We start from the raw sequence: 12,164 nt of genomic DNA, 5'->3' as shown, positions 1-12,164 counted from the left end.
AGCCTTAGGTTTAAACCCAAGGCTATTTTTATAAAACCACCAACCCCACATTCCAGCCTATCCAGCCTGTATACCTCGAATCTTTAAAGGTAAAATCGCGGTGTTTCTCCTGTAAAAGGCCAAACTCACCAATTCTAGTGTTTTGCTTGGTATAGTACACATTAACCGATGGACCGCCCTGAATGGCCAGCCACTTAGTTAACCTGATGTTTAGTGGCAGTTCAAATTTGTTCAGCAGGTTAACGGCCCAGCTACCCTGGTATACCAGCTGACTGCTTATTTCAGGATTCAAGGAAATTTTTCTAAAGAGGCTCATCTCTTTCCCAAAACCCAACCCACCGGTATACATTTTTTCTGAAGGTTTTGTATTCATCCCAAACATCAGCATGTTGTATAAACGTTTACTGCCTCCTTTATAGGCAAAATTATACCTTGTGCTCTCGTTGGTGCCAACACTAAATTGGTGATAGCCTTTAAGAGCAATATTAATCAGTCCGATCGAGTAACCATCATTTTCATCAGAAATATTAAAAATTCCAAGCTGTACACCCTTTAAATTTTTAGCATAATTGATTGCGCCTGTTTGTAATCCATTTGCAGTAGCTGCCGTATAATTTGCTAATCCTGCTATATTTAATCCATCCGATTCCTTATTTAAATTAGCAATTCCGCCAATTTGAACACCCCGGGATTTCCCTTTTATGATATTACCCCCAAGCCCAATCTGAATACCTTCCTGCTTGTCTGAAATCAGGTTTAGTGCCCCAATCTGAAAACCGTCAACGTTTCTGCCAATATCGTTTAAACCCAACGATACCTGCATCCCGCTGAAATCCTGGTTCACCTTATTGTAAATCCCCCCAACCTGGAAACCTTCGAAATTTTTACCTACACGGTTGTAGGCCAAGGCAATCTGTGCTGCCCTAACCTCTCCTATAACATAATTAAAAAAACCTCCTATTTGTATTCCGCGTACATCGCCTCCTACCATATTGAAACCACCGGCAAACTGAAAATATTGTACATCACTTTTATCGCTATTGAAACCGAAGCCTATTTCGGCCCCATCTACCCCGGCACTGTAAGCCCCGATTACATTAAGGGAAAATTTATTGACCACCTGCCCGCTTAATGAGCCGTGTGAGTTTAATCTGGGAAGGAGGGAAAACTGAAATGGTGCTTTAGAAATAAACCCACCGATATTGACGGACTGGATTTTTTGCTGCGCCGTTACCAGGGCGTTTCCCAACCAGGTTTTTTCCACATCATCTAAATTACCGCTGATAAAAGCCTCACCTGTATTTTCTTTTCTAGGCCTGATGTTTACCTCAGCCAAAAAGTGGGTAATGGTCGATTTGTAGTTCTCTTTGCTTACGGTTAACGATATGGGTTGTGTAATATTCTTTAAGCGCATCGAAAAGTAACCGTTCCCGTCTGATATCTCGGATACCAGCAGGTTTTTTTCATAAATACTGGCATCCTCGATCGGTTTATTGGTGCGTTTATCTATCACTTGTCCGGAAATGGTGTAAATTTCAGGGTTACCAACCGATTCGTTAATCAGCAGAACCAGTTCAAGCGGGGCATACCGGATGATGACAAAATTACCCGACTGGCGGTATTCGAACTGATGCCCCAACAGTTTATCCAATGCTTCGGCAATGTCCAGGTTATTTTCGTGGATACTGACCAAACTATCAACCGGCAATATATTGCTGTTATAAGAAAACCTGAAGTCACCTTTCTCTTCAATGGCAGCTAAAACAGCACTTAATTTCTGCCGTTCTATGTTGAGGGAAACGTTTCTGGATAAAGTAGATTGCGCTTTTAACAGGGAACAGAAAACGACAAGGAAAATAGCAGTAATGTTGAGCGCACGCATAGATATTATCTGAGTTTAATTACATTCTGCCCATATTCTACTTTAATTTTAAAAGTTTCGGCAATTACATCCAAAATTTCTTTAAGCGGTTCCTGCTTAAAAGTAGTACTAATGGGAAGTGTCTCTAAGGATGGGTTCACGATTACAATATTGCTCTTAAATTTTTGGTTGAGTACTAAAACCAGGTCAGCAAGTGGCGTTGCCTCGCAGATCAGCTCGTTGGTATAATAATAATTATATAACTTTCCCAGGTTTTTACCTTTGGTTAAATGTTCCTGGTTTTGGAGTACTTCTACTTTTTCTCCCGCTGTTAAACGCACACTGTCTTTTTGATTGTTTACCTTTACAACACCGCTTTCTACAATTACAACGGTTTCCTTTTCATCACCTTTAACATTAAATGCCGTACCAACAACAGTTACCTGAACATCGTTAATACTGATGACAAAAGGTTTCGATTTATCGGCACTTACGTTAAAAAATGCTTCTCCTTTTAATTTTACTGCCCGGGTTTTATTAAAGAACCCACCCACAAAAGATATGGAAGACTGTTTGTTCAGTATAGCGGTAGAACCATCAGGCAAAACCTGGGTTAACGTTTCGCCATCGCTGTTTACATTGATTTTATTGGCAATTAAATTATTGTAACCAAATAAACCTGCACTAAAAATGATGGCGATAACCGCTGCCCAGCGTAAAATTAATTTATAATTAATTGATTTTCTTTCGCGTTGCAAACGGATGTTTAACCGCTCCAGAGCCTCTTGTTCGTCTATAGAATGGTCGATCTGGAGTTTGCTGACCTCTAATATATTCCTGAAATCCCCCAACTGCTTACGGTGATCCGGATTTGATGAAGCCCAGGCTTCAACCTGCTCGCTCTCGGGTACGGAAGCCTCTCCAAGCAGGTATTTTACCAGCAAATCATCGTTAATATTTGTATAGTTTTTATCCATAAGCTTACTTCAATAATAAAAAAACAATTACTAGGAAATCGACTATCTTAAGCCGCAAAATTTTTAACGCTTTCCCCATCTGGTTTTCAACTGTTTTGACAGAAATGTTTAATGCATCAGCAATCTCCTGGTATTTCATCTGGTCGAACCTGCTCAATTGGAATACGTTCCGGCATTTCTCTGGCAGTTCGTTTATTGCCGAATGGATATTTTTTTCAAGTTCTGTTGCCATAATCTCTGCATTTAAATTTCCGGTATCGTTTTTCACTTCCTCCGTGTAATGAATATTAAAATCCGACCTCACTTTTTGATGTTTGAGGTAGTTTAAACTTTCGTTATGTACTGAACGATATAGAAATGATTTTAAAAAACCATCTTCTTTAAGTTGTTCTCTTTTCGTCCAGATACGTACAAACACATTTTGAACAATCTCTTCCGCATCATCTTTCTCCCTTATTAGGGTAAAAGCATAGGCATGCAGACTTTTGAAATGTTTTAAAAACACTTCGTCAAAAGCCTGTTTATTACCGCTTTTAATTAATCCGATAAGGTGGGTATCGTTACTTTCCAAGCTTATTATGATGTTTCGTTTTTTTAGCACAGATGCCCATTGCCCCATTTAATAATTACTCAAACAGTCTTCGACTACGCTCAGACTGACCAATATCCTTTTTATCCGTGGTTAATATTTTATGCTATGCTGTTAAAATCGATTTCAATTTACGCCTAATAATGATTTCTTTTAAAAAGCCTGGTATAATTTTATCGAGCAAAAGCAAAAAACGGTTGGCAAAACCCGGTATAATTTCTTTTTTTCCTTTCAGCATACCATCTATGGCTGTTTTGGCTACGTAATCGGCTTCTAAAATAGTAGCTTTTGCAAAACCCTTTAGTTCATTGTTCATGATGAGTAATTCGGGTTTGGTGTTCATTCCGCCAGGGCTAAGCAAACTGATGTGCACATTTGAACCGCTTAACTCCAGTTGTAAACAACGGGTAAAATAGCCTATAAAAGACTTAGTTGCCCCATAAACCTGTTTTTTAGGCACAATGAAATGTCCACCCAAACTACCCACGTTTAAAATATAACTTATTGCATTTTTATCGATATGGTTTAAAAACAAACGGGTAAGCAATACGGTATTGGTAATGTTAAGATCGATCTGTGTCCGGTAAAAATCAATACTTTTATCTTCAAACCAACTCCAGTTTCCCAAACCTGCATTATTGATCAGCACGTTAACCTTAATTTTACGCGCTTTTAATTTTTCGAATATTTCGGTTGCGGCATTGTTTTTAGTTAAATCGATCTCAATGTAAAAGACCTTGCAGTTAAAATTTACACGGAGGTAATTTGCCAAGTGCTCCAACCCACTGTTGGGAAGCGAAACCAATACCAATCCGAGGCCGCGTTTGGCCGATTCGATAGCGAAAGATTTCCCCAGGCCCTCACTTGCCCCTGTTATCAATACGGTTAATTGTTTCATTTTATATCTTTTTTATATTGCCCTCGTTTGCAACGAGTACAGTAACCTTAACCTAATCAGGTTTAAAATGATTAATGGTTTTTTCCAACCCCACTGTAAAAGGTGTAATCCTGTAATTTAATTCAGCGATGGCTTTATTGCTTGAGTATTGCTGATTGTATTTTAACCTGTCAGCAAATTCTGGCAGGAAAAACGGTGCAGCATTAAATAGCCTGCTTTTTACCGATTCCAATAAACTATATGCTTTGATAATGCTCACCGGGATTCTATATAAGATCCGCTGCTTACCGGTTAGCTGTTTTAAAGTATTGAAAAAGCCGTTAAATGAAACGTCAGTTCCACCTAAAATATACCTTTCTCCATTTCTTCCATTTTGCATGGCCGCAATATGCCCATCTACCACATCATCAACAAAGGCATAGTTGGCTATTGCTTTTCCATCGCCGGGAATAAAATGCCAGGTTCCATTAATATACCCTGTTACCATTTTACTCACGGTATTGCTATCGGTAATCGGCCCATCGCCGTACACTCTTGATGGATTTACAATCACCACCTCCAGCCCCTTTTTCACAAACTCTTTTACTTCCAGCTCGGCCAGGTATTTCGTGCGTTCGTAGCTGATCGGGAAACCAACCGCCCGCGGGTCGTTCTCCGAAACCGGCAGATTTAAGGTTGGGCCCCATACGCCACAGGTTGAAGTATGAACTACTCTTTCCACCCCTAGTTTTAATGCACAATCAAGTACGTTCCTGGTACCTGTCACATTTACATTATAAAAATCCTGCTCGTTTTTACACCACATTTTGGCCATCGCTGCGGTATGGTAAACCTGGTAACAACCTTCCATGGCACGTTCTAAACTTACGGGATCCAAAACATCACCCTTTACAAACTGGATATTTCTATGATTAATCAAAAATGGATGTTTTATATCCCTGCAAAATGCAATTACATCATAACCCATTTCGGCGAGGGCAAAGCTTAATTTCCGGCCGATAAATCCTGAAGCACCGGTAACCAATACCCTTAAATATTTATTTGCTACAGCTTCCATATTAAACCCTTTCCATCCTGATGGTGTACAATGAATGGTTTACGACAACCAGTTTGCAAATCCCGTTTTCAAAATGGTAATCGTTATAATTTCCATCCGGAAGTTTAATACGGTACTGATGTACGCCATTTTTTTGAACGGGAATAAAACATTGAAAATTATCAGAATATATTTCAGAAATATTAACAGGCTCAAGGATGTACAAAAGCATCATGTTATAACTGATCGGTTGATCGAGTGTATTGGTCTTATTGCCGGTTTTAAGCTGATAGCGGTTATTTACCCAGTTTGTTTTTTTTACCTCTTTGGCATTGCCATTTACGATCCGGCTTACGTTTGAAGTTAATAACCTGCCGTTTTTAAAATGGGCCTGATCTTCGGTTTCTACATTGATTTTAAACACAAACCGGGTCTGCACTTTTGAAGTTATGGTTAAATACGTATTTTCTCCCTCATTCTTTTGCTGGAAATACATCTCCCCAATAATTTCGCCATTACGCTTGATGTTAAATTTGCTCTGCTGCGCAAAAGCTGCCGACAATGAGCAGACCAGAAAAAGTATGGTAACAACACGCTTAGGATCAACCGGATTTTGGGAGGAGATTTTTTTGTAGCGTTTTGGTGCAAAGTATTTCTTGCAAACCCAAATAATAATTGCTGGAATCATATTATCTCTATTGGTTATTTTAAAGCCATTACAACTCACAAGAGATTTACCCCTACGCAGGATTTATTTTTTTTAGAAAAATTTAAGGCTATGGAAAGAAATCCCTATTTCTTACTCCGCCCCGGGTTAACCTAAACCTGATGGAAGCGGCAGCCCCGAAGTATGAGGGTTACAGCGTACAGCAGGGCGAGCATTAAAATGGTGCACAGCTTTTGCTTTACAAAAACGTTTTCTCACCCAGGCTTGGGCTCAATATCATTAAGTTAAGGAATTTTAATTACAGATGCACAGCCCGGGGTTGGGCTTGCCTCGGCTCAGCACCGCCAATGGGCGTTTACCTTTTTCAGATGTATTTATATTTCGGGTTTTTCTTCTTCATCTACCGGAACTTCGACCGTTGGATCCGTAATGATTTCAGCGTTGCCATCTTTATCCTTTTTAGCAAATAAGATAGGGTATAACAGCCATAATGCGCCAATAATGATCAGTATACCGGCCAGCATCTGGAGATAGATGCTTCCTTTAACATGGTTGGCATCTAAAACTTTATAGGCAATAAAAAAAAGCAGGCCCGCAACAAGTACGAAAACAGCTTTTTGCAATTTTAACAGCTTGATCATGGGTTCTTTCTTTTTAGTGTGATGATATGGAATAAAACAAAGATGAGTCCAATTAGTTCTAGCAGGCCGCAAAAATAAAATGCATAAAGCACAAAATTGTGGTGGGGTGGATTGATAACCGCAACAATTGGCAGTGCAATTACGGCTACAATCATCAGCGTAAGCCCGATATTAAATAATTTCACGTTAAAAGTATTTACATCAAAACTACCAAAATTCAGTCAATTCTGTTAACTTTGCAACCTTAATTTTTTGAGGTACTTAATTGATGTATAGCGAATTTAAACAATTGGAACTTGCCAAAATAGGGCAGGAAATACTGGATTTTTGGAAAAAGGAAAACATCTTTGAAAAAAGCATTTCATCCCGTCCTAAATCTAATCCATTTACTTTTTACGAAGGTCCACCCTCTGCCAATGGCATGCCGGGTATCCACCACGTAATGGCGCGTGCGATTAAGGATATTTTTTGCCGTTATAAAACTCTAAAAGGCTACCAGGTTAAACGTAAAGGCGGCTGGGATACGCATGGTCTTCCGATCGAACTCGCCGTGGAGAAAAAACTGGGCATCACCAAAGAAGATATCGGCAAAAAAATCAGCGTTGATGAGTATAACGAAGCCTGCCGTACCGAGGTAATGCGTTATACAGATGTTTGGAACGACCTGACCGAAAAAATGGGGTATTGGGTTGACCTTGAAAACCCGTACATCACTTACGAAAACGAATACATTGAAAGCCTTTGGTGGATTTTAAAACAGCTTTACGATAAAGGATTTTTATATAAAGGTTATACTGTACAACCTTACTCGCCTGCTGCCGGTACAGGTTTAAGCTCGCACGAGTTAAACCAACCGGGAACCTATAAAGATGTAAGCGACACCACCATAGTGGCGCAGTTCAAAACCATCGAATCGACTTTACCTGAAGCTTTAAAAGGTTTTGGTACAGTTCACTTTTTAGCCTGGACAACCACACCTTGGACCCTACCGAGCAACACTGCCCTAACTGTAGGACCTAAAATCGACTACGTATTGATTAAAACCTTTAATCAATATACTTTCGAACCTATCCAGGTGGTATTGGCCAAAGCCCTGGTAAGTAAACAATTTGCCGGAAAATATTTCTTAGCTGAAGGTGATGATGCTTTTACGAATTACAAAGCGGAAGATAAAAAAATCCCGTATACGGTTTTAGCAGAATTTGTAGGTGCCGATCTGGTGGGCATTAGATACGAACAGTTATTGCCATACGCATTACCTTATCAAAACCCGGAAAATGCTTTTAGGGTAATCTCCGGGGATTTTGTGACCACTGAAGACGGTACCGGTATTGTGCACACTGCACCTACTTTTGGTGCTGATGATGCCCGGGTGGCTAAACTGGCTACACCAGAGGTACCGCCAATGTTGGTACTGGATGATAAAGGAAATGCTGTTCCATTGGTAGATTTACAAGGGAAATTCATTGCAACCCTTGGTGGAAATTACGGAGGCAAATACGTTAAAAACGAATATTACAAAGATGGCGAAGCGCCGGAAAAATCTGTCGACGTAGAAATTGCGATCCAGTTAAAAGAAGAAAACAAAGCCTTTAAGGTAGAGAAATACGTGCACACCTATCCACATTGCTGGAGAACGGATAAACCTGTTTTATACTATCCACTGGACAGCTGGTTTATTAAAACCACTGCCGTTAAGGATAAAATGGTGGAATTAAACAAAGGCATCAACTGGAAACCAGAATCGACCGGAACAGGCCGCTTTGGTAACTGGTTGGAAAACCTTGTCGACTGGAACTTATCACGTTCGCGTTATTGGGGAACACCATTGCCGATCTGGCGTACTGCCGACGGACTGGAAGAAAAATGCATCGGCTCTATTGCTGAATTGAATGCAGAGATCGCCAAATCGATTGAAGCGGGTTTTATGCCTGCAGGTTTCGAACTGAAAGATATGCACCGCCCTTATGTTGATGATGTAATTTTAACTTCATCAAAAGGCGAAAAAATGACCCGCGAAACTGACCTTATCGATGTTTGGTTTGATAGTGGTGCCATGCCTTATGCACAATGGCATTTCCCTTTCGAAAACAAAGAAGAGTTTGAAAATGCCTATGCAGCCGATTTTATTGCAGAAGGTGTAGATCAAACCAGAGGTTGGTTTTTTACCCTGCATGCCATAGCGGTAATGCTTAGCGAAGCCAGTGATGAAATTAAAGCGGTAAATGCAAAAGTGGGCAATCCTGGTGTTGCGTTCAAAAATGTGGTTTCGAACGGATTGGTACTGGATAAAAACGGCAACAAAATGTCGAAACGTTTAGGTAACGCCATCGATCCGTTTAACACCATCGAAACTTACAGTGCCGATGCCACCCGCTGGTACATGATCAGCAATGCATCACCTTGGGATAACCTTAAATTTAGTTTAGAAGGTTTGGATGAGGTACGCCGTAAATTCTTTGGAACACTTTACAATACCTACGCTTTCTTTGCCCTATATGCCAATATCGATAAATTCGAAATCGACAAAAACAACCTGAGCAAGGTAGAAGACAGAACAGAGCTGGACCGTTGGATCTTGTCGTTATTGCAAAACCTGATCAGCGAAGTTGATGAAAGTTACAATACTTATGAGCCAACTAAAGCTACCCGTGCCATCCAAACCTTTGTTGATGAGCACTTAAGCAACTGGTACATCAGGTTAAGCCGCCGCCGTTTCTGGAAAGGCGAAATGACAGATGATAAACGTGCTGCTTACGAAACGTTGTTTACCTGTTTGGAAACTTTGGCACAGCTGATGAGTCCGGTAGCACCTTTCTTTGCCGATTGGTTATATCGCAACTTAACCGTTACTGATGCTCATGCGGAAGAATCGGTTCATCTGACCTTATGGAAAGAAGCTGATCAGAGCCTGATCGACCATGCATTGAACGAAAGAATGCTTTATGCACAGGATATTTCATCAATGGTTTTATCGCTGCGTAAAAAATCGGGCATTAATGTGCGTCAGCCGCTCGAGAAAATCTTAATCCCATCTTTAAATGGCGATTTCGAACAAAAAATCTCAAAGGTTGCGGATTATATTCTTTCTGAAACGAATGTGAAACATATCGAATTCATTACCGATACACATGGCATCGTAAAGAAAAAGCTGAAACCGAACTTTAAATCGCTGGGTAAAAAAGTCGGCAAGGATATGAGCATTGTGAAACAGGCTTTGGAAAACATGAACCAGGACGACATCCAGCGTTTGGAAGTTGATGGTTACATCAATGTTTTTGGCAGCGATAATTTCCAGCATGCTATTGATTTAAACGATGATGTAGAGGTTTTTGCCGAAGATATTCCCGGATGGCAGGTAACTAACCTGGGCAGCTTAACCGTTGCTTTAGATGTAACTATTACCGATGAGCTGAAACAGGAAGGTATTTCGCGTGAGCTGGTTAACCGTATCCAGAATTTACGTAAAGAACTAAATTTTGAGGTGACCGATAGGATTAAAGTTTCGTTACAAAATGATAACTTGGTAGCTCATGCAGTTGCCAAAAACAAGGGCTACATTTGCGCGGAAATATTGGCCGACGAATTAGAATTAACAGATACTGTACCCAATGCAAACAAAATCACCATTGATGATGTTGAGTTAAGCATTTCAGTAACTAAAATATAAATCCATATATTAGAAAACTAAATTAAAAACATGGAAAACAGTAATAAAACACGCTACTCAGACAGTGAACTTCAGGAATTTAAAGAATTGATCCAAGATAAATTGCGCATGGCGAAGGAAGAACTTAATGCGCTTACCGCATCATTAAGCAATCCTAATGCTAACGGAACGGAAGATACTTCGGGTGCTTACAAAACATTGGAAGATGGTTCGGCAACGATGGAAAAAGAACAGATTAATCAATTGGCCGCCCGTCAGAAAAAATTTATCGATAACCTGGAGAACGCATTGGTGCGTATCGAAAACAAAACCTACGGTATTTGCCGCGAAACCGGTAAATTGATCCAAAAAGAGCGTTTACGTGCCGTGCCGCATGCAACGTTAAGCATGGAAGCTAAATTAAAGCAGGGTTAATGAAAGGCTATACAAAACCTTTAATTGTAATCTTTTTGGTTTTACTGGCCGATCAGCTGGTTAAAACCTGGGTTAAAACGCATATGTACCTGGGCCAGGAGTTCCATATTATTGGAAAATGGTTCATTATCCATTTTACCGAAAATAACGGGATGGCCTTCGGGATGGAGTTTGGCGGCGAGTTCGGTAAACTGGCCTTATCGCTTTTCCGGATTGCCGCAGTTGCGGGCATTGGTTATGGCTTACATTATTTAATTAAGCATAAATTTCATCGCGGGTTGATCTTAAATGTAGCCCTGATTTTTTCGGGGGCATTGGGCAACATTATCGATTCGGTTTTCTATGGCAAAATTTATGGCTACGAAAGCTGGTTCCATGGCCGTGTGGTAGATATGTTCTACTTCCCGATTGCTGAAGGACATTTCCCTGGCTGGTTCCCGATCTGGGGTGGCGAAGAATTTATTTTCTTCAGACCTGTTTTTAACCTTGCAGATGCAGCAATTTCTGTCGGCGTGATCCTGATCCTCATCTTTCAGAAAAATTACTTTAAAGAAGATGTAAAAGACGAGGTAAGCATCAACAGCGAAATTGTTGAAGATTAATCAAATCAATTGTCATTCTGAGCTTGTCGAAGAATACCCAATAAAAACATTGCCCATTTTAATTGAGATGGGCTTTTTTATTAAAATATTCTCTCCTACCGGTCAGTGACTCACCGAGATTCTCCCATCTGTTGATGCAAGACCAACCGGCTCCAGCTACATAAAAAATACGTTTATTAACTTTAGCAAAAACAATTCACCTGCGATGATCAACTTTCTCGACATCTCCTATCTCCAATCCGGAAGCGAAAAGCAACAGAAAGCTTATCAGGTTTTGACTGAGCATCAGATCATGAAAAAACTAGCTGCCTTCACGCCGGTTCTGGCTGGCACCATCCCAATTAACATCGACATTAAAAGCAGTGATCTGGATATCATTTGCTACATGCAGGATAAAACAGCATTTACAAAAACTTTAACCGAGTGCTTTCACAGCAAGAAAGGATTTAAAATTACAGCACATCCAGGCTTTCAATCCGTCAAAACTAATTTCTTTATGGCTGGTTTTGAGTTCGAAATTTTTGGCCAGGTCATACCTACAACACAACAAAATGCCTACCGGCACATGCTTATCGAACATCAGATTTTGTTGGAAAGAGGTGAAATTTTCAGGCAGGAGATCATCAGGCTGAAAAATAACGGCATTAAAACCGAGCCTGCTTTTGCACAGCTACTCGGTTTAAAAGGAGATCCATATGAGGCACTTTTAGGGCTCTAATAGCTCCCTAACCTATCCGTAGAGTTCCGAAGGGCTCTACGGATTTCAGCCTGGAAAAGAGTCTTTGACTCGTCCCATTTACTGAATTTGA

11 protein-coding genes are annotated in these 12,164 nt (G+C 40.3%); 4 read left to right on the top strand and 7 right to left on the bottom strand.

Translation table 11 applies throughout. The features are described from left to right. Positions 1-28 precede the first annotated feature (28 nt). The 7 genes from GGQ60_RS20420 to GGQ60_RS20390 all read right to left on the bottom strand — a co-directional run bounded on the left by GGQ60_RS20420 (position 29) and on the right by GGQ60_RS20390 (position 6,669). Positions 29-1,882 (bottom strand): STN and carboxypeptidase regulatory-like domain-containing protein, encoded by a 1,854-nt coding sequence (locus GGQ60_RS20420; RefSeq protein WP_183767876.1) that lies wholly within the window; start codon positions 1,880-1,882, stop codon positions 29-31. A gap of 5 nt (positions 1,883-1,887) precedes the next feature. Beyond that, positions 1,888-2,838 (bottom strand): FecR domain-containing protein, encoded by a 951-nt coding sequence (locus GGQ60_RS20415; protein WP_183767874.1) that lies wholly within the window; start codon positions 2,836-2,838, stop codon positions 1,888-1,890. A 4-nt stretch (positions 2,839-2,842) separates the two neighbouring features. After that, complete coding sequence (locus tag GGQ60_RS20410; protein WP_229685173.1) at positions 2,843-3,409, bottom strand: RNA polymerase sigma-70 factor; 567 nt, start codon at positions 3,407-3,409, stop codon at positions 2,843-2,845. Positions 3,410-3,533: 124 nt separating this feature from the next. Continuing rightward, the gene (locus GGQ60_RS20405; RefSeq protein ID WP_183767870.1) at positions 3,534-4,325 is read right to left on the bottom strand and encodes an SDR family NAD(P)-dependent oxidoreductase; all 792 of its coding nucleotides are present in this window, start codon (positions 4,323-4,325) and stop codon (positions 3,534-3,536) included. 52 nt (positions 4,326-4,377) lie between these two features. Beyond that, positions 4,378-5,382: an NAD-dependent epimerase/dehydratase family protein gene (locus GGQ60_RS20400; RefSeq protein WP_183767868.1), complete on the bottom strand. Its 1,005-nt coding sequence runs from the start codon at positions 5,380-5,382 to the stop codon at positions 4,378-4,380. Between the two features lies 1 nt (position 5,383). Then, on the bottom strand, positions 5,384-6,049 hold the full coding sequence (locus GGQ60_RS20395; RefSeq protein ID WP_183767866.1) for a DUF6134 family protein: 666 nt from the start codon (positions 6,047-6,049) through the stop codon (positions 5,384-5,386). A gap of 353 nt (positions 6,050-6,402) precedes the next feature. After that, positions 6,403-6,669, bottom strand: a complete 267-nt coding sequence (locus tag GGQ60_RS20390; RefSeq protein ID WP_183767864.1) for an isoleucyl-tRNA synthetase — start codon at positions 6,667-6,669, stop codon at positions 6,403-6,405. A 268-nt stretch (positions 6,670-6,937) separates the two neighbouring features. On the opposite strand from GGQ60_RS20390, the gene ileS reads away from it, so the two are divergent. From ileS to GGQ60_RS20370, 4 genes are all read left to right on the top strand, one after another. Beyond that, positions 6,938-10,339 carry an isoleucine--tRNA ligase gene (ileS, locus tag GGQ60_RS20385; protein WP_183767862.1) on the top strand — a complete coding sequence of 1,134 codons (3,402 nt, stop codon included), beginning with the start codon at positions 6,938-6,940 and terminating at the stop codon, positions 10,337-10,339. Between the two features lie 30 nt (positions 10,340-10,369). Continuing rightward, positions 10,370-10,753 (top strand): TraR/DksA family transcriptional regulator, encoded by a 384-nt coding sequence (locus GGQ60_RS20380; RefSeq protein WP_039481375.1) that lies wholly within the window; start codon positions 10,370-10,372, stop codon positions 10,751-10,753. Next, positions 10,753-11,355 (top strand): lipoprotein signal peptidase, encoded by a 603-nt coding sequence (locus tag GGQ60_RS20375; RefSeq protein WP_183767860.1) that lies wholly within the window; start codon positions 10,753-10,755, stop codon positions 11,353-11,355. The genes GGQ60_RS20380 and GGQ60_RS20375 overlap by 1 nt, the downstream gene beginning before the upstream one ends. A 205-nt stretch (positions 11,356-11,560) precedes the next feature. Next, positions 11,561-12,073: a DUF4269 domain-containing protein gene (locus GGQ60_RS20370; RefSeq protein ID WP_183767858.1), complete on the top strand. Its 513-nt coding sequence runs from the start codon at positions 11,561-11,563 to the stop codon at positions 12,071-12,073. Positions 12,074-12,164 lie beyond the last annotated feature (91 nt).

The organism is Pedobacter zeae, from assembly GCF_014196715.1.
GTDB lineage: Bacteria > Bacteroidota > Bacteroidia > Sphingobacteriales > Sphingobacteriaceae > Pedobacter > Pedobacter zeae.
The sequence above is the reverse complement of the archived record's forward strand: the minus strand, read 5'-3'. Positions and strand labels throughout refer to the sequence as shown.